Origin of the sequence: Streptomyces sp. SID13726, assembly GCF_010548375.1 — a bacterium.
Taxonomy (GTDB): domain Bacteria; phylum Actinomycetota; class Actinomycetes; order Streptomycetales; family Streptomycetaceae; genus Streptomyces.
Genome location: NZ_JAAGLY010000003.1, coordinates 509,320 through 535,950, shown reverse-complemented (window position 1 = coordinate 535,950; position 26,631 = coordinate 509,320). Strand labels below are relative to the sequence as shown.

The following is a 26,631-nucleotide window of genomic DNA, read 5'->3' as shown; positions in this document are numbered from 1 at the left end:
ACGGTTCAGGACAGTGCGTCCGCCCAGTCGACTGTGCGATCGCACCACCGGTCCAGGAGAGTGCGGTCGTGGCCGATGGCCAGCAGGCCCGCGCCGGTGGACCGCCGGTAGTCCTCGACTGCCGTGACCAGCGCGGCGGTTGTCGAGGTGTCGAGCATCGCGGTCATCTCGTCGCAGATCAGCCGACGCGGGCGCAGGACGAGGGCGCGGGCGAGGCAGGCGCGTTGGAGCTGGCCGTCGCTGACCTCGTGGGGGCGTCTGCCGAGCAGATCCGGAGTCAGACCGACGAGCGCGGCGAGCTCCGTGACCCGTTCCGTGAGCATGTCTCGTCGTCCGGTGGCGCGCAGGGGCTCGGCGATCAGATCCCGTAGCCGAAGGCGGGGGTCCGCGGCCAGCCTCGGCTGCTGGAAGACGACGCCGAAGGCGGTGCGTTGTTCGCGCGGTGCGCGGTGACGCCAGCGCCGGACGGGGGTGCCGTCGAGGACCACGGTCCCGGAGTCCGGGCGGTGCAGGAGTGCGGCGACCCGGGCGAGGGTCGATTTGCCGCAGCCGCTGGGGCCGAGGAGGCCGACGGCTTCGCCCGGTTCGACCGTGAGGGAGACGTCCCGGACGACGGGGGCGTGTCTGTCGTATCCGGCGGTGATGGCGCGCAGTTCAAGCACGGGCGTCCTCCCCGACGTGCGGGTGGTGGCAGGCCACGGCGCCCGTCAGGGCCGGTAGCCCGCCGCAGATGTCGGTCGCCCTGTCGCAGCGGGGTGCGAAGGCGCAGCCGTCGGGGAGGTCGCCGAGTTCCGGGGGCATGCCGGGGATGGCGGAGAAGGCCCGCTCGGGGAGGGCCCGGAGGAGGCCGCGGCTGTAGGGGTGGCGAGGGCCGGGGGAGCCGAAGAAGGCGGTGGCGTCGGTGAGTTCGACGATACGGCCCGCGTACATGACGGCGACCCGGTCGGCGATCCGTTCGGCCGCGGCGAGGTCGTGGGTGATCATCAGCAGGGCCCGGCGGCCGTCCTCGATGTGGCGGCGCAGTTCGTCGACGGTGTGCTCCACGAGGTCGCGGTCGAGGCCGGCCGTCGGTTCGTCGGCCAGCAGGAGGGGCGCGTCACCTACCAGGGCAAGGGCGGTCGCGGCGCGCTGGGCGAGGCCGCCGGAGAGCTCGTGGGGGTGGCGGTCGAGGTGGTCGGTGGGGAACGCGGTGCGCTCGGCGGCCGCTTCGGCGGCGCCACGGACAGTCCTACGGCCCCGGACTCCGGTCAGCACGGTGACCGTCTCCTCCAGCTGGGCGCGGATGGTGCGGACCGGGGTCAGGTGCGCGGCCGGGCTCTGCGGTACCAGTCCGATACGGCGGCCCCGTACGGTCCGGGCGAGGGTGCGTTCGTCGGCGGCCAGCAGGTCGAGGTCGCCGAGGCGGGCCTCGCCCGCGGTCTGGGCGTTGGCCGGGAGCAGGCCGAGAAGGGCGGAGGCGAGGACGGACTTGCCGCAGCCGCTCTCGCCGATCAGGGCGAGGCATTCGCCGGCGGCCACGTCGAAGCGGGCGTGGGTGACGGCGGCGACCCGGCCGCCACCCGGCATGAGGAAGCGCACGGACATCCCGCGGACCGAGAGCACGGGGGCGGTCACAGCATCAGCTCCGATCGGCGGCGGGGGTCGATTCGCTCCCGCCAGGCTCCGGCGAGCCCGGCGACGGCGAGGGTGGGCACGATGATGAACAGGCCGGGAAACAAGGTCGGCCACCACTGTCCGGCCAGCAGCGAACCCCGCGCGTTCTGGATGAGGTTGCCCAGACTCGCCAGGTGGGTGGGCAGGCCGAGTCCGAGGAAGGACAGGGCCGACTCGTGCCACATGGCGTGCGGCACCATCAGTACGGCGGCGAGCGCGGCCTGCGGGAGTACCGCCGGCAGCAGATGCCGTACGGCCACCCGCCACCGCGAGGCGCCTCCGGACACTGCGGCGTCGATGTACGGCCGGGAGCGCAGGGACAGCACCTCGGCACGCACGATCCGGGCGGTGGACAGCCAGTGCGTGAGCCCGACCGAGACGATCACCGGCCAGACGCCCGGCCGGAACATGGCCACGATGAAGATGCCGAGCAGCAGATGGGGCACGGAGGAGAAGGTGTCCACCAGGCGCATCAGGGCGCGGTCCGCCCAGCCGCCCAGCGCCCCGGCGGTGGCGCCGACCGCGGTGCCGATCACGGTCGCGGTGAGCGCGGCGGCCGCGCCGACGAGCAGGGAGACCCGCAGGCCGTAGACGCACCGCAGCAGCAGGTCGCGGCCGACGTCGTCGGTGCCGAACGGGTGGCCCCAGGACGGTGGCAGCAATTTCGCGCTCAAGTCCACTGCCTGCTGGTCGAGTTGGACCAGCGGCGGCACGAGCAGCACGGCGAGCACGGTCACGGCGACCAGCGCGGCCGAGGTGCGCACCCGGACCGTCCGGGTGGAGCGGCGTCTCGTGCCGTACGACCGCCAGACGGCCTCGTCGGGGGCCGTGGATTCACATGTCACTGAACTTCACCCTCGGGTCGAACAGTCCGTAGAGCAGGTCGGCGAGCAGGTTCCCGGCGAGGACGGCGCCGGTGGCCAGTGTGGTGAGCGCGGCGAGGAGCGGGAAGTCGACGGCGGTGGCCGCCTCCACGGTCGCCGCCGCGATGCCCGGCCAGCTGAAGACGCTCTCCACGAGCAGGGCGCCGGTGATGAGTTCGGGTACGCGGGAGCCGATCAGCGTGAGCACGGGGAGCATCCCGGAGCGCAGGGCGTGGCCGAGCAGGACGGTGCGTTCGCTCAATCCCCGTGCGCGGGCGCCCCGTACGGGATCCTCGCTCAGCGCGTCGCTCACCCCTTGGCGGACGTACAGGGCGAACCAGGGGAGTTGGGAGATGGCCAGCACACCGGCGGGCAGGATCAGGTGAGTTGACACCTGCCCTGCGGTGACCCGTTCACTGGCGGTGTCGGTCAGCCCGCCCGCCGGGAGCACGTCCAGCTGGAGGGCGAACAGCCAGACGGCCAGCAGTGCGATCCAGAAGACCGGAGCGGCTTCCAGGGCGTACGAGAGGGAAGTGACCGTCCGGTCGAGCATCGAGCCGGGACGCCCGGCGGCGAGCACGCCGAGCAGCGTGCCGAGCAGGACGGCGACGACGAACGCGACCGCGCACAACAGCGTGGACCACACGAGCCGTTCGCCGATCACCTGCGCCACCGGCTGCCGCAGCACGCTGGACTGGCCGAAGTCCCCGCCGAGCGCGGCGGACAGCCACCGCCACCAGCGGACGGTGAACGGCTCGTCCACGCCGAGACTCTCGCGCAGCCGGTCCAGGGTCTCCTGGTCGGCACCGAGGGCGGCCGTGCCGGCGTACGCCTTCACGGGGTCGAAGGGGGAGGCGGCGGCGATGGCGAACACTCCGAAGGTGACGACGAGCAGGATGGGGACGGCGAACAGCGCGCGCCGTCCCGCCAGTCGCGCCATCGCGCTCCAGGGGAGAGACCTGGGGCTCACTTCTTCGGCTGCCAGTCCTCGATGTTCCACCACGGGCCGCTGGCGAAGCCGTGTTCGTGCGGTTCGAGCTGGGTGGTCAGCCCGGACCAGCGGTCGGCGAGGACGTAGAGGTGGTCGATGTGGGTGAGGAAGGTGTAGCCGGGGTTCTTCACCAACTCCCGCTGGAGCGTGGTGTAGGCGGCCTCGCGGGTGGCCGGGTCCTGGCTGCGGCGGCCGGTGTCCAGGGCCTTGTCCACGGCCGGATCGTCGTAGCGGGCCATGTTGTTGAAGCCGTCGCCCGCGAGGGAGGAGTGCAGGAGCGTGTAGAGGCCGAAGTCGGGGTCGCCGGTGCTGCCGAAGCCCGCCAGGACCGCGGTGTTCTTCATCCGCGGTTCGATGACCTCCCAGGTGGCGCTCTCGACCGTCACCTCGATGCCGGCCTTCTTGGCGTCGGAGGCGTAGGCGAGGGCGTGGTCCTGGCGGACCTTGTCGCCCGAGGGGTAGAGCAGGGTGAAGGCGGCCCGCTGTCCCTCCCTGGCGCGGATGCCGTCGCCGCCGGTCTTCCAACCGGCCTGTTCCAGAAGACGATTGGCCTTGGTGAGGTCCTGCTTGCGCTCAACACCCCGTGCGAACCACGGGTCGTCGACCGGCAGCGGCCCGTACGCCGGGCGCCCCGCCCCGTCGAGGATCTTGTCGACCATGGCTTCGCGGTCCACGGCGGCGTCCAGGGCCTGCCGGACGGCGCGGTCACCGGTGACCGCGCCGTCCGTGGGCAGGGTGACCGTGCGGAAGTCGTAGGACTTCGCGTCGTACGTCCTCACACTCTCGTCGCTCTTGAAGGCGGCGGCCAGGTTGGGCGGGAGGATCGCGCCGTCGAGATCGCCGGAGCGCAGCCGGGTGGCACGCACGTTGTCGTCGGCGATAATCGCCATGGTGAAGGTCTTCACCCTCGGAGTGCCGCCCCAGTAGCGGGGGTTGGCCTTGAAGATGAGTTTCTCGCCCTTGCTCCAGGAGGACAGGACGTACGGTCCGGTGCCGACCGGTTCGGTGTTGAAGGAGCCGGTGTTGGGGTCCTGCCCGGCGGCGATGTGCTCGGGGACGATCGGCAGGACCGTTCGTCCGGCGAAGGGCGCGTAGGGGTACTTGAGTGTGAAGACGACCTTGTCGTCACCGACCGCCTTCACGTCCTTGACGGCGTCCAGCTCGCTGCGGCCGGTGTTGTTCGTCTTCTCGTCCAGGACGGTCTCGTAGGTGAAGACCACGTCCTGGGCGGTCAGTTGCTCGCCGTCGCTGAACCGGACGCCGTCGCGCAGGGCGTACGTGTAGGTCATGCCGGCGTCGGCGACCTCGGGCAGGGCCTTCGCCAGGGCGGGTCTCAGCTTCAGGGCGCCGTCCCGGGCCAGGAGGCCGTCGAAGATCTTCGAGTTGCCGTCCTTGCCGTAGCCGAGCAGTGGGCTGAGGGTGTCCGGCTCCGACGCCACCCCGATCACGACGGAGTCGGCCGCCTCGCTCCCGCCGTCGCCGCTGGTGGGGGCCGAGCAGGCGGCGAGCCCGGTGACCATCGCCGCCGTGACGGCGGCACCTCGTATCAGGCGGGTCGTCATCAGCCTCACACCTTTACTGCGAAGAGGGCGTTCTTGCCAAAGATTTGCGACAAGGGGCTACCCAGGGGTGTCGGCTCTCAGTCGCTGAACACCGTCACCTCTTTCTGCGTTCTATGAGTAACTGCGAACTCATTGCAATAAGGGGAACGAACGTGACATCCAAGCGTGTTGGTCGTCTCGCGGTACTCGCCGCTCTTCCCGCCGCGCTCCTGACCGTCGCGGGCTCGGCGCCGGTCTTCGCGGAGGAGGACACCCCGGCCTACCAGATCGACCTGCAGCAGCTGAACGACTCCGGCTCCAAGGGGACGGTCCTGCTGAGCGCCCGTGGTACGGAGCTGACGGTGTGGATCAAGTCGGAGGGCATGGTGCCGGGGCAGCCGTCGGCGCAGCATCTGCACGGTTCCACCGAGGGGCACGACTTCGTGTGCCCGGACGACAGCGCCGACACCAACGGCGACGGCATCCTCAACAACACCGAGGCCACGGTCCACTACGGCGACATCAACATCGCGCTCACCGTGTCCGGAGACACCGACGCCGCGACCAGTGGACTGGCGGTGGACCGGATGCCGGTCGCCGACAAGGAGGGGAAGATCGCCTACAAGCGGACCATCCCCGTCTCGCAGGACGTGATCGACCACATCAAGGACCTGCACGTCGTGCAGCACGGCATCGACCCCAACAACAACGACAAGTACGACTTCGAGGGCGCCGGCAAGAGCGAACTCGACCCGAAGCTGCCCCAGGAGGCGACCGCCCCGACCAACTGCGGTGAGGTCAAGGGCGCGGCGGTGGGCTCCGTGCCGGTCGGCGGTGTCGAGACCGGCAGCGGGTCGACCGCGACCGGCGTGTCCCCGGTGACGATGATCGGCGCGGCCGGTGCCGCCTCCGCCGCCGCGGCCGGTGCGCTGATCGTCGTACGGCGTCGGGCGACCGCGAAGGGCGGGGACGCCGCGTGATCCGGACAGCCGCGCGCCCGCGAACTCGCTCCCGACGTGCCGCCGCCGTGGCCTCCGCTGCGGTCGCCGCCCTGCTGCTCACCGCCTGCGCGGGTCAGGACACCACCGCCTCGCAGGCGTCCCCGGGGCAGAACGCGCCGCTGGGGACGGTCGGCGGCGGGACACCGGAGACGGGTGCCGGGACCGGTGGGACCGTCGCCGCCCTGGACAGGTCGGTGCCGACCGAGGTCACCATCCCCTCCCTCGGTGTGTCGAGTGCGCTGGAGACCCTGGGACAGAACGCCGAGGGCGCGATGACGACCCCGAAGGACCCGGATCTGGCGGGCTGGTACGAACCCGGCCCCACTCCCGGCTCCGAAGGGCCTGCGGTGATTGCCGGTCATGTCACCTGGAACGGTGCGGACGCGGTCTTCAAGAAGCTCAAGACCATGAAGGCCGGTGACACGGTCCAGGTGTCCCGCGAGGACGGCAGGACGGCCACGTTCACGGTGGACCGGGTCGAGGAGTACGAGAAGGCGAAGTTCCCCACGTTGGAGGTGTACAAGAACCTCGACCACGCGGGGCTTCGGCTGATCACCTGTGGTGGGGAGTTCGACGCCGACCGGCACTACTACCCCAACAACACGGTGGTGTTCGCGAGCCTGACCGGCGTCGCCTAGGCAACCGGTCCGCACGGTTCAGCGGCGGCCGATCCGGGCCGCCACCCACGGGACGCTGCGACCGGTGGCCTCCGCCAGCTCCCGCAGTGTGGCCCCGGCGGCGGCCCGCCCGCGCAGCCACACCGTGATGTCCCGGGCACCGACGCGCTCGGCGGCGGCCCGGTCATTGAGCAGGACACGGGCCCGCCGGCCGGCACCGGAGTTCCGGCCGGCCGGGCGGATGCCGATTCCGTGCTCGGTGAGCAGCTGTTGCAGCCGGTTCTTGCCGACGGCGAGAACGGCTGCCGTCTCCTCGATGCTCCTGTCGCCTTCCACGTACACGACACGCAGTGCCTGTCCCACGTCGGTGAAGCCTCCGGCCCGCAGCGCGTCCGTCAGGCGTGCCTCCGCGTCGCGGGTCCGGGTGCGGCGGCCTGCGTCGAGGGTCTCCCGCCGCACGCGCCGCAGTTCGTCCCGGGTCCCGTCCTCGGCCGTACCGCTGCGGCGCCTGCGGGTCAGTTCCCCGGAGCGGGCCATGGCCCGGCCGGCCGCGAGGTGTCCCCGCAGCTCCTTCGAGGCGCTGTACCGGTCGCGCCGGGAACCGGACCGCTCCTGGCTGAGGGAGCGCGCGCTGAGCGGCCGGGTGCGCAGCAGCCCGAACTCCTCCCGGTACTCCGCGGCGGTCAAGCCGTGGACACGCACATGTGCCCCGAGGGAGCGGAAGTCCCTGCCGCAGACATGGCAGATCACCGTGTCCGCGGTCTCGTCACGGATCAGGCGGCCGAAGTCGGGATGCCGGACCGGTTCGGCTCCCCCAGCTGTCCGCGGTGGGGACATGGGCGTCACCTACCTGGCGTGTGTCGACCGTACGTGGAACAGGCGGGGCTGGACGTCGGTCGCGATGAGCGCGGCCTGGTCCATGTGGACGCGGGCCTCGGGGTCGGCGAGCATCGCGCGATAGTGCTCCTCGGACTCCCACTGGGCGTAGTTGACGACGCGCTCGCCGTCCTGGGACGCATGGAAGTTGGCACAGACGAAGCCGGGCTGGTGCTTCATCGTCTCCTCGGTGGCACGGGCGAGGAGGGCGATCAGCTCGGCCTGACGGTCGGGGGAGACCGTGAAGACGTTGATGAGCGTGGCCACCGGACGGGAGCTGTCGATCTGTGCGGTAACAGTCATGGTTCTCTTTCTCCCCTTACCTGCGTCGTGGTGACACGGACGAGCCGACATTCCTCCCGATGGGGCAACGCTCCGCCCCGGACGCCCGTGCTGACCCCGGCCCGCACTTCTGGACGCTGGCCGGCCACGGTGCCTCACCCGTCGGACACGGCTTGAAGGGCACCATCCCGGCGTTGGCGAACAGCGGCGTCGGGTCGCCGGGCGTGGGCGGCGGGGCGCTGGGGACGGTGACAGATCCGGGCTCGGCGAGGTGGTCGAGGGAGCGGCGGCGGATCCCGGAGGTGCGCAACGAGGACTCACAGAGGTTGGGCGGCGAGGCTACGGGCAGGGTGATGGGGGCCGAGGAAGACGACGATGCCCTTGCCGTCGGGTGAGGGGTGGGTGGCCTGGGTCCAGCCCTGGCGGCGGTAGAAGGACATGGCCCGGGTCGACTGCACGGAGGTCAGCAGCCAGGAACGGCCGTCGGGGGCGTCCGCGGTGACGGCCTCCAGCAGGGCACCGGCCAGACCCGTCCCCTGAGCTGTGGGACCGACGGCCAGTTCGTCGATCTCGCGGGCACCGCACAGCCACTGCGCCGTCCGGCCGGCTCCCAGCCCGGCCGCCGCCTGTGGGTAGCAGCGGTCGGTGGGGAACGGGGCGAGGGTCGTCCACGCCGTGGCGAACCCGACGAGCTGTTCGCCCTCGAAGGCGAGGGCGGCCGTGAAACCGGGACGCCGTACGTTCATCGGCAGCCGCCCCGTGAACTCCACGGCACGCTCCTCGTCCTCGTGCCACGGCGGGGCGCAGAACGCCTCCACGTAGACCGAGTGCAGGGCGACGGCGTGATCCCGCACGGTGTCGTCCCTGAAGATCCGGATGTCCATCAGGCCGCCACCGCTCCGGCCCCGGCCGGGTGCAGGGCCGCGTACTCCAGGGGTGCCGACGGGTCGATCGACACGTTCAGGGGCGCGGGTTCGGCCCCGGCCCGTACGAGCAGGTCGCCCACGGCGGCGATCATCGCGCCGTTGTCCGTGCACAGCTTGAGCGGCGGGACACGCAGCTCGATCCCTGCCGCCCGGCATCGTTGCTCCGCAAGTGACCGCACCCGTGAGTTGGCGGCGACCCCGCCGACGACGACCAGTGTGCCGACACCATGTTCGGCACAGGCGGCCACGGCCTTGCGGGTCAGTACGTCGGCCACGGCCTCCTGGAGGGAGGCGGCACCGTCGGTCACGGGCAGCTCACGGCCCGTGTGCCCTTCGGCCCAGCGGGCGGCCGCGGTCTTGAGACCGGAGAAGGAGAAGTCGTACGACCCCGGGAGCGGGCGCGGGAAGGCGACGGCGCGCGGGTTCCCCTCACGCGCCGCACGGTCGATGGCCGGGCCGCCGGGATAGGGCAGTCCGAAGACCCGCGCGACCTTGTCGAAGCACTCGCCGGCGGCGTCGTCGAGGGTGTCGCCGAGATGGAGGATCGGATCGCGGGCCAGATCCCGGACGAGGAGGAGCGAGGTGTGTCCGCCGGAGACGATCAGCACCATGCACGGGTTGGGCAGCGGGCCGTGCTCCAGGGTGTCGGCGGCGACATGGCCGGCGAGGTGGTGGACGCCGTGGAGCGGGACGCCGAGTGCGTAGGCGATCGCCTTCGCTCCGGCCAGTCCGACCTGGAGGGCGCCGGACAGCCCGGGGCCGGTGGTTACCGCTACCGCGCCGATGTCGGACAGCCGCAGCCCGGCCTCGTCCAGCGCCTGCCGGATCACCGGGCGCAGTGCGTGCAGGTGCGCCCGGGAGGCGATCTCGGGCACGACACCGCCGAACCGGGCGTGTTCGTCCATGCTCGACGCCACCGCATGCCCCAGCAGTCGCCCGTTCCGAACCAGCCCGGCACCGGTCTCGTCGCAGGACGACTCGATGCCCAGCACGATCGGAGAAGCCATTGCCCGCCTTCCTGCAATGCTTTGGCTATTGCGAGAAGTGTGCAATAAGAGTCCCGGGTCTGTGAAGTCGGGGTTGTGTCCGTGCGTCACCCCCGTAACGGCGAGGTCGAGGGAACCGGTGCCGGCGTCAGGGGACCCTGGGCGTCGAAGAAGTTGTTGCTACTGATTCGCAATAGCCTCTACATTGCAATAAGCGCCGGTCGGTCGAGGTCCTGTGGAGCCTTCCGGTGCGACCGGGGGCGGGGTGCCGTCCCGCCTGACAGCGTCTGTTCCATGACGGCACCTCGCACCCGGCCACCGCCTATCCGCCGCAGTCGGCGCACCAGCCGTAGACGAGCAGGGACCCGGAGGAGTCGGGCCGTAGCCCGGTCAGTTCCTCGATCCTCCCCACGGCTTCCGTCAGATGCCGGCTCGCGAGTCCCTCGACGTGGCCGCACTGCCGGCAGACGGTGTGATGGTGCGGTTCCCCCGTGATGCCGTAGCGCGCCGGTCCCGGGCCGTGCACGGCGTGCACCAGGTCGGCGGCGGTCAGGGCTTCGAGTGTGCGGTAGGCCGTGGTCGGGTGGATGGCCTCTCCGGACCGCGCCAGCTGATCCCCCACCTCCGAAATGGACAGATGGCACCCGGAGACGGTGAGCAGCGTAAGGATCCGCAGTCGCGCCGGAGTGCACCGCAGTCCGAGTCGCCGCAACCGGATCCGGGGTTCGTCCGACGCCGCCGCGCGATCGCGCTCCGCCTGCGGGGCCACGCTCACGGTGCCGCCTTTCCCGGTTCGGCGACCAGCGCGCGCGAACGGGGGCGCGGCCGGGCGACTGCCGAATGCCACCAGACTGCCCCACAGAGGTTATTGCGAACTCCTTGCAACAGCAAAAGTCCTCCCATGGGTCCGTCGGACCCGCCTCAAGTCCTAGGACCAACGCCTGATCGGCCACTAAGGTTCCTGCTGCTAGCGTGCAACTGCACATGAGTGGCAATAATGTCGGAGGACATTGGACATGGCGGTTTACACGCTCCCGGAACTTCCCTACGACTACTCGGCGCTCGAACCGGTCATCAATCCGCTGATCGTCGAGCTGCATCACGACAAGCACCACGCGGCCTATGTGAAGGGCGCCAACGACACGCTGGAGCAGCTGGCCGAGGCGCGGGACAAGGAGTCGTGGGGCTCGATCAACGGGCTGGAGAAGAACCTGGCCTTCCACCTGTCCGGGCACATCCTGCACTCGATCTACTGGCACAACATGACCGGTGACGGCGGCGGCGAGCCGCTGGCGGCGGACGGCGTGGGTGACCTCGCCGACGCGATCACCGAGTCCTTCGGGTCGTTCGCCGGGTTCAAGGCGCAGCTCACCAAGGCCGCCGCGACCACGCAGGGTTCGGGCTGGGGAGTCCTGGCCTACGAGCCGCTGAGCGGACTGCTGATCGTCGAGCAGGTCTACGACCACCAGGGCAACGTCGGCCAGGGCTCGACCCCGATCCTGGTCTTCGACGCCTGGGAGCACGCCTTCTACCTCCAGTACAAGAACCAGAAGGTCGACTTCATCGACGCCATGTGGGCCGTCGTCAACTGGCAGGACGTGGCCCGGCGCTACGCCGCAGCGAAGGAGCGCGGCGACAGCCTGCTGCTCGCGCCGTGACGCGCTGACCGCGTCCACACAGACGTCCTGCTCGTGATCGTCTTCTCAACCTTCACCTGCAGGCGGTACAACGAAGGGCTCCCGCGAGGACGTGACTCGCGGGAGCCCTTCGCTTTTCCCGCGGCGGTGGGGACGGGGCGATGCCACGACCGGCGCCACCTGTACCGCATCCCTCCACCACCTGTGGTCTTTCCCGGACCCGGCGGCGGACGTGCCTGCGCAGGCATCCTGCATGCCTCACTCGCCACCCACCGGCTCGAAGAAGCGGACCTCACGGCTGACCTGTACGCGACGCTCTTCGCGAATCCGTCATCCGGTCACCGATGAGAAGCCAACTGCGCCTCACTTCGGTGAAGTTCGCGCGGGACGAAACGCGGAGTGCTAGACATCGGAACGATCTGATCACAGCAACTCCCTGTAACCGCCTTGTTGAGGAGAGTGTCGAACCCGAGGCGGTTCCAAGCCGATAGGACGACCGTGTCGCACACCCCCACCCCCACGCGCCGAAGATTCGGCACCCTCAACTGGCGCGTCGCACAAAAGCTTCAGGCCATCCTCCTCATCCCGGTACTGGTCGCCCTGGCCCTGGGCGGCGTACGGGTCAAACGCTCCGCCGACACCTGGCAGACCGCCAACGACGCTGTCCGAGTGGCGGAGTTGGTCCAGGCCGCCAACAAGTACGCCAGCGACGCCATCAACGAACGGGACGTCTCCGTCATCCCGTTGGTGCAGGGCGACAGCACCTCCAGCACCGTCGCCAAGGCCCGGGCGATCACCGACGCGGACGCGAAGAAGTTCGAGGAAGCAGTGGAACGGATGCCGCGGACGGCCGGGCTGCTGCGCCGGGTCGAACTCGTCCGCGCGGGCGAGAGACAACTCGCCGCGGTCCGCGCCGACGCCTTCACCACGAAGCTGACCGGAGTGCAGACCGAGGAGAGCTACCACGCGGTCCAGCACCCGCTGATGGAGATCTCCAACGAGCTCGGCTTCGGCATCCACAGCCAGGCCACCACCGGCCGCACCCTCTACGCCGTCTCCCTCACCCAGGCCGCCGAGTCCCTCATCCGGGCCATCGGAACCCACCTCCTCGTCGAGGACCGCAGCAAGCTCGCTCCGGGTGAACTCCAGTCCCAGATCGGCTCGTTCAGCTCCTACGTCTACCTCGAACAGATCGCGCTCCAGGAATACGCGGGCTTCGCGAGCACAGCTGACCTGGCACGGCTGCGAAAGGCACTGACGGACGCGCAGCAGAAGGGCCGCCAACAGGTCGCCGAGGCCCGGGAGCGAGCCGAGGCGGCCGGGCAGGTCTTCGTCGCCCCACCGAGCCTGGAGGAGATGACCAAGGCCATCGCCTCCGGTGCCACAGCGAAGCAGCTCGCCGCGCGGGGCATCACGCCCGAGACCTTCTTCGCCGCCTCCACCCTGAGCTTCGACGCCTACCGCGCCGTCGAGGTGTACTTCACCGACACCGCACTGGCCGAGGCGCACACCATCGCCGACGACGCCCGCGACGACGCCGTCCTCAACGCCACGCTCGTGCTCACCGCCATCCTCGCCGCCATCCTCCTCGCGAACTGGGTGGCCCGCACGATGAGCACCAGCATGCGTCGGCTCAGCGCCTCCGCCCTCGAGATCGCCGGGCAGCGGCTCCCGGCCCGACTCACCCAGCTCACCCGCGCCATCCCCGGCCGCGTCGAGGGCGATGTCGAGCCCATCCCGATCACCAGTACGGACGAGATCGGCGAGGTCGCCCGCGCCTTCGACCACATCCACCGCGAGGCCGTCCGGCTCGCCGCCGAACAGGCCCTCCTGCGCGCCAACATCAACACGATCCTCGGCAACCTCGCCCGCCGCAACCAGTCCCTGATCGAGCGTCAACTCGCCCTCATCACCACCCTGGAGGGGAAGGAGGCCGACCCCGACCAGCTGGCCAACCTCTTCGCACTGGACCACCTCGCCACCCGCGTGCGCCGCAACGGCGAGAACCTCCTGGTCCTCGGCGGCGAAACCCCCGCCCAGCAGTGGGACCAGCCATTGCCCCTGGTCGACGTGATCCGCGCCGCGTCCTCGGAGGTCGAACAGTACGAGCGCATCCAGCTCGCCGGCGTCCCCGAGGCCGAGATCGACGAGCGTGCCGTGAACGCCCTGGTGCACCTGCTCGCCGAACTCCTGGAGAACGCCACCACCTTCTCCTCCCCGCACATGGCCGTCCATGTCACCGCCGAGCGGATGCCCGACGGCCGGATCATGCTGGAGATATTCGACGAGGGCATCGGCCTGCCCCCGGACGAACTCGCGGAGATCAACCGCATTCTTGCCGACCCGCCCACAGTGGATGCCGCGATCTCCCAGCGCATGGGTCTGTACGTGGTGGGCCGCCTCGCCGACCGACACGGAATCCGCGTCCAGCTGCGTCCTTCGGGCAAGGACCGGGGCACGACCGCACTGGTGATGCTCCCGCACACCATCAACCGCCGCCCGACGGCCGCGGAAGAGCCCGATGCCGACACCATGGCCCTCGTCGCCTTCGTCGACAGGCCCTTCACCAGGGATACCGCCCACGCCCAGGAGAACTGGGACGACCAGCCCTCCTGACCGGCGGTGTCCGGTCCGCGTCCCTGGCCGACCCGCGCGGCACATGATCTTGCCTGGACCTGCCACCAACCCCGTCACAAACGGAGCGTAGGTTGTCATCCGGCGCTTGTGGGCGGTCAGTTGAGAGGGAGACGAACGTGTCCAGAGGTCTGTCGCGTAGGTCGGTGCTGGGCGGGGTGGCCGGTGGGGTCGCCCTGTTGGCGGCGGGGGCCGGTCCGGCCGCCGCGGCGGGGGCGGCCCGGGAGCCGTACGTCCCGCTGGCCGTGGGCGGCGGAGGCGGGCCGGCCGGCTCGGACCGGGTCCATGTGCTGAGGATCGGACCCGACACCGCGCACACCGTGCTGGTGATGGTGCCGGGCATGTTCGGGGCCGCGAACGACTTCCGGCTCGCTGCCCGGGACCTCGTCGCGGCCGTGCCCGGCGTACAGGTGTGGTCGCTGGACCGGCGCGAGGAGAACCTGGCCGACCGCTCCGGCTTCCGCACCGCCGACCCGGCCGCGTACTACCTCGACGGCCACTACCGCTCGCAGGACCCGGCGGAGTCCGGCTTCGTCGCCGGCTGGGGCCTGGCCCGCACGCTGGCGGACCTGCGCGCGGTCGTACGGGCCGCCGCCCGGGGCGGACGGCGGGTGGTGCTCGGCGGCCACTCGTGGGGTGCGACCACCGCCATGGCGTACGCCGCCTGGGACTTCGACGGCTGCCCCGGTCACCGGGACGTGGCCGGTCTGGTGCTGGTCGACGGCGGGGTGCTCGGCGCGTTCGACGGGACGGGGGAGCCGGTCGACACCTCGCCGGAGAAGGTGAAGGAGCGGCTGGCGGCCGTCGAGGGCGGCGCGGTCTTCGACATGACCCTCAGTGCCGTCGGGCTGGGCGACCGGGCCGAGAGCACCCAGATCTGGTACCAGCTCGCCGGCTGGTACGCGCACCGCGACCCGGACGGCGCCTCGGTCCTCCAGCCCCGTATGCCCGACGCCCTGCGACCGCCCGTCCCGGTCACCAACGCGGGTCTCCTCGGCACCCTGGTGGACGCGGGATTCGGCTGGCCGAACGACATCAGCGTGCACTCGGGTCACCTCGCCGACAGCGGTGACCCGCGCGGCTGGGTCGACGCGGGCATCACGCCCCTCGGCCGGGTCGCCGAGGCGTACGCGGGCGGTCCCGAGCCGGCCGTGTGGGAGTGGTACTGGCCGGCCCGGCTCTCCCTCGACCTCGACGTCACCGACGCCTACGCCGAGACCGACACCGCCCGCTCCCTCGGCCTGCGCCTGCGGCACGCCGCAGGCCTGGACATCCCGCTGTACGCCTTCCAGACGAGCTACGCCAAGGGCACGATCGTCTCCGCGGCCCGCGAGGTCGTGGCGAACTCCCGTATCCCTCGCGCGACTTACGAGACGGACAACGGGATGAACCACCTCGACCCGCTGTTCGCCGCCCCGGAGGGCAACACCTTCACCCGTACCCTGGCGCCGTTCCTGCGGGGCCTACTCGCCTGAAGGGGCGGGCAGTTGGACCCCGAGTGCCACCGGGGTGCCGAAGTTCGGAGTGCCGTCGGCGTTCCAGGTGAACTTCTGCGCCCTGGTGGAGCGGTTCATGTCGCAGCCCCCGCTCGCGGAGCTGTTGGCGTGGTAGACGATCCAGTCCTCGGTGCCGTCCGGCGACTTGAAGAAGCCGTTGTGGCCGGGGCCGTACACGCCGTTGGCGTTGGACCGCTGGAACACCGGGTTCGGCGACTTCACCCAGGACGAGGAGTTCAGCGGGTCACCGCCGTTGTAGGTGAGCATGCCCAGCTTGTAGTCGGGCGTGGAGCAGTGGCTGGCCGAGTAGACGATGAAGGTCTTCCCGCCCCGCTGGAGCACCTCGGCCCCCTCGTTGACCGCGCCGCCCACGGTCTCCCAGCTGTAGGTCGGCGTGGACAGCACGCGCCGGGTGCCGCTCGCGGTCCACGGGTTGGACAGCGGGCGGATGAACATGGGCTGCGAGCCGTTGTAGAAGGTGCCCAACAGATAGAGCCGGCCATTGAGTTGAAGAATGCCCGGGTCCAGTTCCCAGGTGTTGTCCTGGGTCGGGTCGAGCAGGTCGGCCTTGAAGCTGTAGGGGCCCATCGGGTCCAGGCCCGCGCTCTCCAGCACATGGATCCGCTGGGTGCCGAGGTCGTACGGCTCCCGCCCGGCCGTGTAGTAGAAGTACCAGCGCTTGCCGTTGGGGCCGTCGAGCAGATGGAACTCCGGTGCCCACATGGTGCCCGCCCCGTTGGGCCGGGTCAGGTTGAAGATCACCTGGTCCGTGGCGGTGGCGAGCCCGGCCAGCGTGCTCGCCTTGCGCATTGTGACCGTCGAGTTCCAGGTCGTGGTGGCCAGGTAGTAGAAGCCGTCGTAGTACGTCAGCCAGGGGTCGGGCCCGTGCTGGGAGAGCGGGTTGGCGAAGGTGCCCGGTGTGGTGCCGCCGCCGGTGAAGGAGGGCAGCCGCCACACCCTGCCGCCGCTCGTGGAACACGGCAGCTGCACCAGGCTGGTGTTGGACGCCGACGAACCCCCGCTCGGCGCGACGCACTTGCCCGAGCTCACCGACACCAGGTTGAAGGTCCTGTCGGTGCCCGGGACCGTCACCGGGACGAGCCGCCACTGCTGGTTGGTGCCGCCGTGGCAGGGCCACTGGATGATCGCCGCGTTGTCCGCCGTGGAGGCGCCGTAGACGTCCACGCACTGACCGGACTGGGTGGTGATCGTGTACGTGTCGCTCGTCCCGGAGACGGGGGTGTAGGAGAGGTTCTGGCTGGAGCCCGACGAACAGGTGGACGCCCGGAGTTGAGCACCCGCCGTCGTCGAACTCCCGGGCAGGTCCAGGCAGTTGCCGCCGCTCTGGTTGACGGCTGTCGAGGTGAACGTGACGGCGGCGGACGCGGGCGGTGCGACGAGGAAGGCCGTCGCCAGCACGAGCAGGGCCAGGAGCAGTCTGGATCTGGTCATGGGCCGTACACCTTCGCTTCGAGGAGTCCGACGGAGTTCGTGCCGTTGCTCGTCAGCAGCACCCGCAGCCGCGTGGTGTTCGTGGCGGTGAAGGTGACGCTGTTGTACTGGTTCTTGGCCAGGGGATAGCCGCTCGCGCCCGGCACGTCGACGTAGGCGCTGCCGTTCCAGTACTGGAGCTTCCAGGAGGCCGGCATGTCGATGCCCTGGTCGTCGTCGAAGAAGTACACGTCGGCCTTGTTCAGGGTCCTCGCCGTCGGCCAGGTCAGTTCCGCCCACTGCTGGCCCGTCTCGGGCCAGGTGCCCCAGCGCGGGTTGACGGTGTCGTTGGAGGAGGGCGGGTCGATGCCGTCGTTGACCGCGCCGACGCTCTCCCAGGCGGAGGTGTACGACGCCGACGCGGTGGCCGAGGCCGCCTGGTTGGCCGGTGGCTGGACCCCGCCCCGGTTGAACACCTTGACCTCGGTCAGACCCGTCCTGGCGCCGGAGGCGTTGGTGGCCAGGACCCGTACGCGCTGGGCGCTGACCGCCGGGAACCTCACCAGGTTGTAGTTGGCGCGCGGCGCGGCCGGACTCTTCGTCTGGCTCGGGGCGTCCACCCATGAACTGCCGTTGTAGTACTGCACGGTGTACGCCGACGGAGCCCGGTAGGTGGCCGAGGCCGGGCGGCTGTCCTTGAAGTACAGGCGCAGCTCGTTGAGCGTGCGAGCCGTGCCGAAGTTCAGCTCGTACCAGTCCTGGGCGGCCGAACCGCCCGCGCCCCAGAACGGCTCGTTGGTGGGATAGCCGTCGACCGCCCCGGCCGTCGTGCTGCCGGAACCCGTGGAGGAGGCGGACACGGTGGCGCCGGCCGCGAGGTTGGTCAGGTCAGCGGTGAGGTCGACGCCGGCCTTGGCGAGCATGTCGACCATGCGGGGGCTGTCCTGCACGACCTGGTTCGGCGCCTTGAGCCCGGCGACGGACGTGTGGTGGGTGACCGTGCCGCTCGTCGTGACGTCACCGGTGGCCGGGTCCCAGGTGAAGGGCACCAGCGAGGAGACGGTGGCGACCCGGTTGCCGTTCACGTAGATCGAGTAGCCCTCCGGGATGCCCGGGTAGCGCACCACGCCGTCGGCCGGGTCGTCCCAGACGATCGACAGGTCGGCCCCCCGGTAGCGGAGGTTGTTGACCGTGAAGTGGTCCCAGCCGATGTTGATCGGGGACAGCTCGACCTTGTTGTCGTTGCGCGGACGCAGGCCCGCCACGTCCTCGATCACGGTCCAGTTGCTGCTGCCGAGGATGTTGTGGTGGATCCAGGAGCGGTAGTCGATCGAGCTGCCGTTCCAGTCGGCCCAGAACTCGTTCGCGTCCGGCCACTGGGTGTTGCCGCCGACGTACTGCGCCCAGGCGTTCCAGTAGAGGAGCTTCTTGTAGTCCGTGGCGTTCATCCAGGAGTTGGGGTAGTTGCGCAACACCGAGGAGTACAGCCGGAACTGGACCGTGGAGTTGATGGTCGAGAAGTTGTTGGAGCCGGGCTCGCCCGCCTCCGCCGCCGCCTTCTTGTCGACCTGGTTGGCCGTGTAGAAGGGGAACACCGGGTACTGGGCCGGGTCGTCGTAGAGCCGCAACGCCTGCTTGTACGTCGCGGTGTTGGGGACCGCGCCCACCGAGAACGGGTAGTAGTTGTTGATCTCCTTCCAGGGCACCCACTCGTTCGTCGACTTCAGCCGGTGCTCGAACAGCTGCCTGTTGGGGTTCCACAGGACGTTGACGATGGCGTCCTTGATCTGGCCCGCGAGGGTGCGCATCTCCGTCGCCTTGGCGGTGTTGCCGGTCGCCTCGTAGGCCTGCGCGGCGGCGAGGGCGCCGCTGTACTGGTAGGCGGACTCGGCGCGGTCCATGTTGCCGGGCTTCCAGTGGAAGGAGACCGCGTCGGCGTCGTTGCCGGTCAGGGCGCCCCAGTCGTACTCGATCAGCTTGTTGTTGTCGTGGTCGTAGTAGGCGAGTTGGCCCTTCACATCGCCCTCGGCGTAGTGCGCGAGCTGGTTCGCTATCGCCGGCTGGCCGCCGTGGATCTGGTAGCTCTTCCAGGCCGCCTCGGCGATGTACTGGGTGTAGCTGTTGGACCAGTTCGCCGGGTCGCCCGGGTTGTCGAGGAACCGTCCGCCCTTGGAGATCTGGCCGACGCTCAGCCAGTCGCCGTACGAATAGGCCGGGTTGCGCAGGTACTTGAGGTCGTCGATGTGCATCGGCTGGGTCAGCGCGATGGCGTTGTTGTAGCCGAGGACACCCTCGGTGGAGGTCGGGAACTGGAAGGTCTGCCCGGGGATGTCGGCGTCGAGGTTGTTGAACCGCATCAGCCACCAGCGGTAGTAGATGCTCTTCTTGATCGCCGGTTCCGGGACGTCGATGTAGGGCACGTTCTGCGCCCACCACAGGTTGTAGGCCTTCACATGGGTCGCGAACGCCGTCGCCGCGGAGTAGCCCGCGTAGGCGTTGTACTCGGTCAGCGACTCCGGGATCTCGTCGGTGACGAAGCCCATCACCACCTTGACGGTCACCGTGGCACCGGACGCGACGGTCACCGAGCGGTTGAGGCCGCCACTGGAGACCGTGAAGCCGTCGCCGGTGAGGCGGGGCCGGATGGTGGTGAGGTTGTTGTAGGCGTTGACCTGGCCGGTCAGCTCGCTGCCGGTGCCCGAGGTGGCGTACGGCGAAGTCGCCCGCAGTTGCAGGGTGGTCGAGCCGCTGCCGTTGTTCTTGATGGCCAGGTTGGTCACGGCCACGTTGTTGTCGGTGATGAACTTGGTCTGCTCGACCGAGATCGAGCCGCTGGTGTGGACGCTCCTCCAGTTGCTCGGCGTCTGGCGGCGCTGGGAGACCTGTTCGGTGAAGGTGCCCGGGGTGATCGCGACCGTGTAGGCGCTGTTGTCGTTGATGCTCTCCCAGTAGGCGACCTTGCCGCCGAAACCGAGCTGGGAGGGGTTGTGCTCCTTCATGAAGAGGGCGCGGCCACGGCTCATCAACCAGGGCCCGGCCGGGTCGTCACCGGTGCGGGCCAGCAGGCGGTCCATCCAGAAGTCGGTGCCCGAACTCTCCGAGTCGTAGATCGCCCGCATCATGTCGCCGGTGGTCTGGGCGACCGGCGGGGCCGGGATCGCGGGCCCGGTGAAGGTGGGGAAGCCGATGGTCTGGGCGGCGCGGGCGGGCGTCGCGAGGGAGACGGAACAGAGCAGGAGGGCCAGGACCACGAGGAGGCGCTGAGCGACGGGCTCTGTTCTTCTGCGCACCGGAGTTCGACTGCGCACCGGGGTTCGACTTCGCACCGGAGTTCGTCTTCGCATCGGATGCTCCCCTTTGCCGAAACGACCTGTGGCGGAAAATGCCTAAAAGGTTTTCGCAACGTAGGAGCGAGCTGATGGAGTGTCAAGGGTGGCCGTTGGGGCCGAAGTTCGGCGACCGCGCGATTCAGGACAGCTGAGCCGTGGACCCCCGGATCACCACCCGGCAGGGCAGCGTCTCCACCCCCGAGCGCGGCGCCCCGTCGATCGCTCCGAACAGCGCCTGCGCCGCCGCCCGCCCCACCTGCTCCAGGTTCATGTCGACGCTCGTCAGCGGCGGCCGCGAGGCCGAGGTCAGGACCTGCCAGTTGTCGAAGCCCATCACCGCCACGTCCTCCGGCACCCGGTGCCCGCGCTCCCGCAGGACCTCGATCACCCCGCGCGCGATCTGGTCGCTGCCGCACAGCACCGCGTCCACGTCCGGATGACGCTCCAGCAGCATCGCGGTCGCCGCCCGCCCCCACCCCTCCGACCACTCCGCGAACCGCGGCTCGCCGACCAGGGCGAGACCCGCCTCGGCGAGCGCGGCCCGGGCCCCGTCCGCGCGGTCCCGCGCCGCGAGATACCCCGGGTCGCCGGTGATGTGCGCGATCCGGGTACGGCCGCACGCCAGCAGGTGCTCGACCGCGATCCGGCCCGCGTCCACGTTGTCCGGCACGATCGACAGATCCGCCGGATCGTCCGAGGGGGCGTAGGCGTACACCACGGGAACGGGCAGCTCACGGCCGAGCGACGGTCGCGGATCGGTCCGGCTGCCCACCACGATCAGCCCGTCCACCCGGCGTCCGAGCAGCGCGCGCACATGGTGCTGCTCGCGGATCGCGTCACCGCGCGCGTCGCACAGGAACACCGCGACCTCGCCCGCGCCGAAGGCGTCCTCCGCGCCCATCAGGATCGGGATGCTGAATCTGCCCTCCAGGTCGCTGGTGAGCAGTCCGACGGTACCCGTCCGGCCGGCGAGCAGCCCGCGGGCCAGCTGGTTGGGTCGGAACGACAGCCGCTCCGCCGCCTCGATCACCCGCTGCCGGGTCTCGGCGCGCACCTGGCTGCGGCCGTTGAGGGCCTTGGACGCGGTGGCGACGGAGACGCCGGCCAGCCGGGCGACGTCGGTGAGGGTGGCGGTGTGCGCACGGGAGGGGCCGGGGGCTGGGGTCATGCGGGTCTCCTGTCTCGCGGCACGTTCCTAAACCGTACGCGAGAATTTTCGGTACCCCACCTGAACGCGTTGTCCTGCACAGGGGATTGACGGGCCCTCAGCTCGGTTCTAGCTTGACGAAAGCCTTTTCGGCTCGTTTCTTCCGGGTGCTCGTCACGAAGGGGGATCGTCATGGGGAGCCCGACCGGATCACAGGGACCCGTCCGCCGCCTGACCGTCGCGGCGGTCGCGCTGCTCGTCACCGCGGGACTGGCCACGGCCTGCGGGTCGGGGAGCGACTCCGGCGGCGGGGGAGGAGGAGGCAAGGCGGACGCCAAGGGTGTCGACGACGGCGCCACGCTCACCATGTGGACCCGCGCGGCCACCCGCCCGCAGAGCGAGGCCCTGGTCAAGGCGTACAACGCGAACCACAAGAACAAGGTCGAGCTGACCGTCATCCCCACCGACGACTACCAGGCCAAGGTCGGCGCGGCGGCCGGCTCCAAGGACCTCCCCGATCTCTTCGCCTCCGACGTGGTGTTCGTCCCGAACTACACCTCCAGCGGGCTCTTCGCCGACCTCACCACCCGCATCGACGCCCTGCCCTTCGCCGACAAGCTCGCCCAGTCGCACATCAAGGCGGGCACCTACGACGGCAAGAAGTACGTCGTCCCGCACACCCTCGACCTGTCGGTGCTCTTCTACAACAAGGACCTGTACCGCAAGGCGAAGCTCGACCCCGACAAGCCGCCCACCAGTCTCGCCGAATGGGACCAACAGGCGCGTGCCGTCGACAAGTTGGGCGGCGGTGTAGACGGCACCTTCTTCGGCGGCAACTGCGGCGGCTGCGGCGTCTTCACCTGGTGGCCGTCGATCTGGGCCGCCGGCGAGGACGTACTGAACAAGGACGGCACCGAGTCCCTGCTCGCCTCGGCCACCGCCAAGAAGGTCTACGACACCTACCGCGGCTGGGTCCAGGACGACATCGTGGCCCCGGGCGCCCGCGACGAGACCGGTGTGACCTGGACCGGAATCTTCCCCAAGGGCAAGATCGGCGTGATGCCTATGCCGTCGACGACCCTGGGCCTGATGCCCAAGGACCTCGACCTCGGCGTCGCCCCCATCCCCGGACCGGACGGCGGCAGGTCGACGTTCGTCGGCGGTGACGCCATCGGCGTCTCCGCCACCAGCGACAAGGTCGACCAGGCCTGGAACTTCCTCGCCTGGTCCGTGGGCGACGAGGCACAGGTCGACGTGGTCGCCGCGCACAAGGACGTGGTCGCGCGCTCCGACCTCGCGGCCAACAAGTTCTCCCAGGCGGACCCGCGCCTGGTCACCATCAACCAGCTGGTGGCGGACGGCCGTACGCCCTACGCCCTGAAGTTCGGCCAGACCTTCAACGACCCCAACGGGCCCTGGCTGACCCTGATGCGCGACGCCGTCTTCGGGGACGCGGCGAAGGTCGACAAGGACAACGAGGCCGTCACCGCCTCCCTGGCCGACTGACCATGCCGCACGGTCTGCGGCAGAGGAGGGACATGCGGGTGAAGGCGCCGGACCGGGCGGCGGTCGAACCCCCGGTCCGGACCGAACGCCGGCCCCGGAGCCTGAGGTACTCCCGCACCCTCCAGGGGCTCGGATACGCGGCCCCCACCGCCCTGTTCGTCGCCGTCCTCTTCGTCTGGCCGCTGCTCCTCGTCGGCCAGATGTCGTTCCACGACTGGCCGTTGCTCGCCGGGGACCAGGGCGGCAACGCCCCCGAGAACTACTCCGACGTCACCGACAGCACCCTGTTCTGGCCCGCCGTCCGCTTCACGCTCCTCTACACGGGGATCGTCACGGTCGTCCTGCTGGGCCTGGCCCTCCTCCTCGCCCTGCTGGTCCAGGAGTCCCGCCCAGGCACCGGCTTCTTCCGCACGGTCTACTTCCTGCCCGGCGCCCTCGGCCTCGCCTCCGCCTCCCTCCTCTTCTGGGGCATGTACAGCCCCACCACCGGCCCCCTCAGCCGCACCCTGGAGCGACTCGGCCTGGTCGACGACCCGGTGTCCTTCCTCGGCACCCCGACCTCCGCCCTGCTCTCGACGGTGTTCCTGGTGGTGTGGAAGTTCGCCGGGTTCTACATGCTGATCCTGCTGGTCGGCCTCCAGCGCATCCCGCACGAGCTGTACGAGGCCGCGCGCATGGACGGCGCGAGCCGCGCCCAGATCTTCCGCTCCATCACCCTGCCGCTGCTGCGCCCGTCGCTCGCCCTGTCCCTGCTGCTGTGCGTGACCGGATCGCTGCTCGCCTTCGACCAGTTCTTCGTACTGACCAAGGGCGGCCCGGACAACAGCACGGTCACCGTGGTGCAGTTGATCTACCGGGAGGCCTTCCAGCGGCTCGACCTCGGTACGGCGGCGGCCCTTTCGATCATCGTGCTGGCCGCGCTGCTGCTCCTCAACGCCCTCCAGTTCCGCGGACTGCGGCACGCCGACGAATCATGAGGAGGGACCTCTCCGTGCCCACCCGAGCGCTCGGCCGGACGCCGTACTACGTCGTCGCCTCAGGCCTCGCCGTCATCTTCCTCTTCCCGCTGCTGTGGAACACCTGGGCCTCGGTCAGCGCCCAGCCCGGCACCGCCCAGCAGTCCGGCTACGGCCTCGGCAACTACCGCACCCTGCTCGACTACGACGCCGGCCTGTGGCGCTACCTCCTCAACTCGACGCTCGTCTCGGCGTTCACGGTCGCCCTGACCGTCGGTGTGTCCCTGCTCGGCGGCTACGCCTTCGCCCGCTTCAGCTTCCCCGGCAAGAACCTGCTGTTCCTGCTGACCCTGGCCATCCTGATGGTCCCGTACGCCACCCTCCTCATCCCGCTCTACGTCCTCCTCGGCCGACTGCACCTCCAGAACTCCCTGATCGGGCTGAGCCTGGTGCTCGCCATGTTCCAACTCCCGTTCGCCACCTTCATGATGCGGATCTCCTTCGAGGCGGTCCCGCGCGAACTGGAGGAGTCGGCGCTGGTCGACGGCTGCGGCACCGCGGGCGCCCTGCGCCGGGTGCTGCTCCCCGCGGTGCGTCCGGGTCTGATCACCGTGGGCCTCTTCGCGTTCCTCGCGGCCTGGAACGACTTCATCGCCCCGCTGATCCTCATCTCCGACAGCGAGAAGGCCCCCTTGCCGCTGGCCGTGGCGAACCTGCGCCAGCAGAGCATGGGGGCCGTGGACTACGGCGCCACCGAGGCGGGCGTGGTGGTCCTCGCCGTGCCCTGTCTCCTCGTCTTCCTGCTCCTGCAACGGCATTACGTGCGCGGATTCATGTCGGGTGCCCTGAAGGGATGATGCGTTGAAGCCGAAGTCGAATGCGCCCACGGACCTGGTCGTACCGGTCGCACCGAGCCGCGGTCGCCTGAGGCCCCTCGGCCTCGACGAGGTCCGGATCACCGGAGGCTTCTGGGCCCGGCGCCGGGAGACCAACGCGACCGCCACCCTCGACCACTGCCGTGACTGGATGGAACGCGTCGGCTGGCTCGGCAACTTCAGCGCGCCCGTCGAGGCCAGGCAGGGACGGGAGTTCGCCGACTCCGACGTCTACAAGCTGCTCGAAGCGATGACCTGGGCCGGAGTCGGCTTCGACCCGATCACCGAGTCGATCGCCGCCGCCCAGGAACCCGACGGCTACCTCAACACCAACTTCGGCCGCCCCGGGCAGCAGGCCCGCTACAGCGACCTCGAATGGGGCCACGAGCTGTACTGCTACGGCCACTTGATCCAGGCGGGCGTCGCCCGGATCCGCACCCGCGGCGAGGGCGAACTGGCGAAGATCGCCCTGCGCGCCGCCGACCACGTGTGCGCCGCCTTCGGCCCCGACGGCATCCAAGGCGTCTGCGGACACCCGGAGATCGAGACCGCCCTCGTCGAACTCGCCCGCGCCACCGGCGAACAGCGCTACCTCGACCAGGCCGCCCTCTTCGTCGCCCGCCGCGGCCAAGGCACCCTCGCCGACGGCGAGTTCGGCCGCGCCTACTACCAGGACGACATGCCCGTACGGCAGGCGACCGTCCTGCGCGGCCACGCCGTCCGCGCCCTCTACCTCGCCTCCGGCGCCGTCGACGTCGCCGTGGAGACAGGCGACGACGAACTCCTCGCGGCGGTCGTACGGCAGTGGGAGACCGCGGTCGCCCGCCGCACCTACCTCACCGGTGGCATGGGCTCCCACCACCGCGACGAGTCCTTCGGCGACGACTTCGTCCTCCCGCCCGACCGCGCCTACTCGGAGACCTGCGCATCCGTCGCCTCCGTGATGCTCAGCTGGCGGCTCCTCCTCGCCACCGGCGAGCCACGCTTCGCCGACCTCGCCGAACGGACCCTGTTCAACGTCGTCGCGACCTCCCCGGCCGAGGACGGCCGCTCCTTCTTCTACGCCAACACCCTGCACCGCCGCCGACGCGGCACCGTCCCCGCACCGGACGCGGTCAGCCCCCGCGCCCAATCCAGCCTGCGCGCACCCTGGTTCGCGGTGTCCTGCTGCCCGACCAACGTGGCCCGCACCCTCGCCCTGCTGCCCACCTACCTGGCCACGACCGACGGCCAGGGCATCCAGCTCCACCAGTACGCCGACGCGGAGATCGCCGTCGACGGCACCGCCCTGCGCGTCCGCACCGACTACCCCTCCGGCGGGACCGTGGCCGTGCGGATCGACCGGGCACCGGACCACCCGTGGACCCTCTCGCTGCGCGTCCCGGCCTGGACCGAGGGCATCCCGGCCGCGCTGGTCGACACCGACGGCACCCGCCGCACGGTCACCCCGGGCACGGCCACGGTCACCCGCGTCTTCCGCCCCGGCGACGAGATCCGGCTCGAACTGCCCGTCGCCCCCCGCTGGATCGAGCCCGACCCCCGCGTCGACGCCGTACGCGGCACGGTCGCCGTCCAGCGCGGACCGCTGGTGTACTGCGCCGAGTCGGTGGACCTGCCGGAGGGACGGGACGTGGACGCCGTACGGGTGGACCGGGCCGCCGAGCCGGTGGACGGGCCGGACGGCACCGTCGTGGCGCCGGGAGAACTGGTCGAGCCGCAGGACGAGGGCTGGCCGTACCGGCCCCTGGCCCCGGCCCGGGTGTCCGCCGCCGCCGAGCCGCGGGGGCTTGTGCTGGTGCCGTACCACTCCTGGGCCAACCGGGGGCCTTCGACGATGCGTGTGTGGCTGCCGACGACCCCGCCCTGACGAATCCGACGATCGGA

22 protein-coding genes and 1 pseudogene are annotated in these 26,631 nt (G+C 70.3%); 9 read left to right on the top strand and 14 right to left on the bottom strand.

What is annotated here, in order from left to right; genetic code table 11:
* Nucleotides 1–5: 5 nt before the first annotated feature.
* Genes G3I78_RS09715 through G3I78_RS09695 form a run of 5 tightly spaced genes read right to left on the bottom strand, consistent with a single transcriptional unit; the run spans nt 6 to nt 5,069 of the window.
* Nucleotides 6–662, bottom strand: coding sequence for an ATP-binding cassette domain-containing protein (locus tag G3I78_RS09715; RefSeq protein ID WP_164422471.1), 657 nt, complete (start codon nt 660–662; stop codon nt 6–8).
* Nucleotides 655–1,614, bottom strand: a complete 960-nt coding sequence (locus G3I78_RS09710) for an ABC transporter ATP-binding protein (protein ID WP_164422469.1) — start codon at nt 1,612–1,614, stop codon at nt 655–657. Before G3I78_RS09710 ends, G3I78_RS09715 begins: the two co-directional genes overlap by 8 nt.
* Complete coding sequence (locus G3I78_RS09705; protein ID WP_164422467.1) at nt 1,611–2,498, bottom strand: ABC transporter permease; 888 nt, start codon at nt 2,496–2,498, stop codon at nt 1,611–1,613. Before G3I78_RS09705 ends, G3I78_RS09710 begins: the two co-directional genes overlap by 4 nt.
* Nucleotides 2,488–3,456, bottom strand: a complete 969-nt coding sequence (locus G3I78_RS09700; RefSeq protein ID WP_164422465.1) for an ABC transporter permease — start codon at nt 3,454–3,456, stop codon at nt 2,488–2,490. The genes G3I78_RS09705 and G3I78_RS09700 overlap by 11 nt, the downstream gene beginning before the upstream one ends.
* A 26-nt stretch (nt 3,457–3,482) precedes the next feature.
* Nucleotides 3,483–5,069: an ABC transporter substrate-binding protein gene (locus G3I78_RS09695; protein ID WP_164422463.1), complete on the bottom strand. Its 1,587-nt coding sequence runs from the start codon at nt 5,067–5,069 to the stop codon at nt 3,483–3,485.
* 152 nt (nt 5,070–5,221) lie between these two features.
* Between G3I78_RS09695 and G3I78_RS09690 the strand changes: the two genes are divergently transcribed.
* Nucleotides 5,222–6,028 carry a hypothetical protein gene (locus G3I78_RS09690; RefSeq protein ID WP_164422461.1) on the top strand — a complete coding sequence of 269 codons (807 nt, stop codon included), beginning with the start codon at nt 5,222–5,224 and terminating at the stop codon, nt 6,026–6,028.
* A 47-nt stretch (nt 6,029–6,075) separates the two neighbouring features.
* Entirely contained in the window at nt 6,076–6,687 is a 612-nt protein-coding gene (locus G3I78_RS09685; protein WP_343243698.1) for a class F sortase, read from the top strand.
* 18 nt (nt 6,688–6,705) lie between these two features.
* Here the strand turns inward: G3I78_RS09685 and G3I78_RS09680 are convergent, their stop codons facing one another.
* The 6 genes and pseudogenes from G3I78_RS09680 to G3I78_RS09660 form a co-directional block, all read right to left on the bottom strand.
* Nucleotides 6,706–7,503: a MucR family transcriptional regulator gene (locus G3I78_RS09680; protein ID WP_164422457.1), complete on the bottom strand. Its 798-nt coding sequence runs from the start codon at nt 7,501–7,503 to the stop codon at nt 6,706–6,708.
* Between the two features lie 9 nt (nt 7,504–7,512).
* The gene (locus tag G3I78_RS09675; RefSeq protein ID WP_164422455.1) at nt 7,513–7,845 is read right to left on the bottom strand and encodes an antibiotic biosynthesis monooxygenase family protein; all 333 of its coding nucleotides are present in this window, start codon (nt 7,843–7,845) and stop codon (nt 7,513–7,515) included.
* A 103-nt stretch (nt 7,846–7,948) separates the two neighbouring features.
* A pseudogene (locus G3I78_RS51855) lies at nt 7,949–8,134 on the bottom strand (hypothetical protein); the annotation flags it as partial.
* A 7-nt stretch (nt 8,135–8,141) separates the two neighbouring features.
* Nucleotides 8,142–8,708: a GNAT family N-acetyltransferase gene (locus G3I78_RS09670; RefSeq protein WP_164422453.1), complete on the bottom strand. Its 567-nt coding sequence runs from the start codon at nt 8,706–8,708 to the stop codon at nt 8,142–8,144.
* Nucleotides 8,708–9,757, bottom strand: a complete 1,050-nt coding sequence (gene tsaD / locus G3I78_RS09665; protein WP_164422451.1) for a tRNA (adenosine(37)-N6)-threonylcarbamoyltransferase complex transferase subunit TsaD — start codon at nt 9,755–9,757, stop codon at nt 8,708–8,710. Before tsaD ends, G3I78_RS09670 begins: the two co-directional genes overlap by 1 nt.
* Nucleotides 9,758–10,058: 301 nt before the next feature.
* A complete protein-coding gene (locus G3I78_RS09660) occupies nt 10,059–10,511 on the bottom strand; it encodes a transcriptional repressor (RefSeq protein ID WP_164422449.1) in 453 nt (150 codons plus the stop codon).
* Nucleotides 10,512–10,752: 241 nt separating this feature from the next.
* On the opposite strand from G3I78_RS09660, the gene G3I78_RS09655 reads away from it, so the two are divergent.
* From G3I78_RS09655 to G3I78_RS09645, 3 genes are all read left to right on the top strand, one after another.
* Entirely contained in the window at nt 10,753–11,394 is a 642-nt protein-coding gene (locus G3I78_RS09655) for a superoxide dismutase (protein WP_164422447.1), read from the top strand.
* Nucleotides 11,395–11,871: 477 nt separating this feature from the next.
* Nucleotides 11,872–13,989, top strand: a complete 2,118-nt coding sequence (locus G3I78_RS09650) for a nitrate- and nitrite sensing domain-containing protein (RefSeq protein WP_164422445.1) — start codon at nt 11,872–11,874, stop codon at nt 13,987–13,989.
* A 137-nt stretch (nt 13,990–14,126) separates the two neighbouring features.
* Nucleotides 14,127–15,482: an alpha/beta hydrolase gene (locus G3I78_RS09645; protein WP_164422443.1), complete on the top strand. Its 1,356-nt coding sequence runs from the start codon at nt 14,127–14,129 to the stop codon at nt 15,480–15,482.
* On the opposite strand, the gene G3I78_RS09640 is transcribed toward G3I78_RS09645, so the two are convergent.
* From G3I78_RS09640 to G3I78_RS09630, 3 genes are all read right to left on the bottom strand, one after another.
* Nucleotides 15,471–16,955 carry a family 43 glycosylhydrolase gene (locus G3I78_RS09640; protein WP_164422441.1) on the bottom strand — a complete coding sequence of 495 codons (1,485 nt, stop codon included), beginning with the start codon at nt 16,953–16,955 and terminating at the stop codon, nt 15,471–15,473. The genes G3I78_RS09645 and G3I78_RS09640 overlap by 12 nt on opposite strands.
* Nucleotides 16,952–20,278 (bottom strand): discoidin domain-containing protein, encoded by a 3,327-nt coding sequence (locus G3I78_RS09635; RefSeq protein WP_164422439.1) that lies wholly within the window; start codon nt 20,276–20,278, stop codon nt 16,952–16,954. Before G3I78_RS09635 ends, G3I78_RS09640 begins: the two co-directional genes overlap by 4 nt.
* 124 nt (nt 20,279–20,402) lie before the next feature.
* The gene (locus tag G3I78_RS09630) at nt 20,403–21,431 is read right to left on the bottom strand and encodes a LacI family DNA-binding transcriptional regulator (RefSeq protein ID WP_164422437.1); all 1,029 of its coding nucleotides are present in this window, start codon (nt 21,429–21,431) and stop codon (nt 20,403–20,405) included.
* A 171-nt stretch (nt 21,432–21,602) separates the two neighbouring features.
* On the opposite strand from G3I78_RS09630, the gene G3I78_RS09625 reads away from it, so the two are divergent.
* Genes G3I78_RS09625 through G3I78_RS09610 form a run of 4 tightly spaced genes read left to right on the top strand, consistent with a single transcriptional unit; the run spans nt 21,603 to nt 26,614 of the window.
* The gene (locus tag G3I78_RS09625; protein WP_164422436.1) at nt 21,603–22,916 is read left to right on the top strand and encodes a sugar ABC transporter substrate-binding protein; all 1,314 of its coding nucleotides are present in this window, start codon (nt 21,603–21,605) and stop codon (nt 22,914–22,916) included.
* Nucleotides 22,917–22,948: 32 nt separating this feature from the next.
* Nucleotides 22,949–23,893, top strand: coding sequence for a sugar ABC transporter permease (locus G3I78_RS09620; RefSeq protein WP_164422434.1), 945 nt, complete (start codon nt 22,949–22,951; stop codon nt 23,891–23,893).
* A 14-nt stretch (nt 23,894–23,907) separates the two neighbouring features.
* Nucleotides 23,908–24,729, top strand: a complete 822-nt coding sequence (locus G3I78_RS09615) for a carbohydrate ABC transporter permease (RefSeq protein WP_164422431.1) — start codon at nt 23,908–23,910, stop codon at nt 24,727–24,729.
* A 4-nt stretch (nt 24,730–24,733) separates the two neighbouring features.
* On the top strand, nt 24,734–26,614 hold the full coding sequence (locus tag G3I78_RS09610; RefSeq protein ID WP_239157715.1) for a beta-L-arabinofuranosidase domain-containing protein: 1,881 nt from the start codon (nt 24,734–24,736) through the stop codon (nt 26,612–26,614).
* Nucleotides 26,615–26,631: the final 17 nt, after the last annotated feature.

What these genes read in the sequence shown, in the direction of transcription:
- G3I78_RS09630 (WP_164422437.1), bottom strand. Translation starts at nt 21,431, where the DNA reads ATGACCCCAGCCCCCGGCCCCTCCCGTGCGCACACCGCCACCCTCACC.
- G3I78_RS09700 (WP_164422465.1), bottom strand. Translation starts at nt 3,456, where the DNA reads ATGGCGCGACTGGCGGGACGGCGCGCGCTGTTCGCCGTCCCCATCCTG.
- G3I78_RS09680 (WP_164422457.1), bottom strand. Translation starts at nt 7,503, where the DNA reads ATGTCCCCACCGCGGACAGCTGGGGGAGCCGAACCGGTCCGGCATCCC.
- G3I78_RS09625 (WP_164422436.1), top strand. Translation starts at nt 21,603, where the DNA reads ATGGGGAGCCCGACCGGATCACAGGGACCCGTCCGCCGCCTGACCGTC.
- G3I78_RS09675 (WP_164422455.1), bottom strand. Translation starts at nt 7,845, where the DNA reads ATGACTGTTACCGCACAGATCGACAGCTCCCGTCCGGTGGCCACGCTC.
- G3I78_RS09695 (WP_164422463.1), bottom strand. Translation starts at nt 5,069, where the DNA reads ATGACGACCCGCCTGATACGAGGTGCCGCCGTCACGGCGGCGATGGTC.
- G3I78_RS09640 (WP_164422441.1), bottom strand. Translation starts at nt 16,955, where the DNA reads ATGACCAGATCCAGACTGCTCCTGGCCCTGCTCGTGCTGGCGACGGCC.
- G3I78_RS09655 (WP_164422447.1), top strand. Translation starts at nt 10,753, where the DNA reads ATGGCGGTTTACACGCTCCCGGAACTTCCCTACGACTACTCGGCGCTC.
- tsaD (WP_164422451.1), bottom strand. Translation starts at nt 9,757, where the DNA reads ATGGCTTCTCCGATCGTGCTGGGCATCGAGTCGTCCTGCGACGAGACC.
- G3I78_RS09620 (WP_164422434.1), top strand. Translation starts at nt 22,949, where the DNA reads ATGCGGGTGAAGGCGCCGGACCGGGCGGCGGTCGAACCCCCGGTCCGG.
- G3I78_RS09635 (WP_164422439.1), bottom strand. Translation starts at nt 20,278, where the DNA reads ATGCGAAGACGAACTCCGGTGCGAAGTCGAACCCCGGTGCGCAGTCGA.
- G3I78_RS09670 (WP_164422453.1), bottom strand. Translation starts at nt 8,708, where the DNA reads ATGGACATCCGGATCTTCAGGGACGACACCGTGCGGGATCACGCCGTC.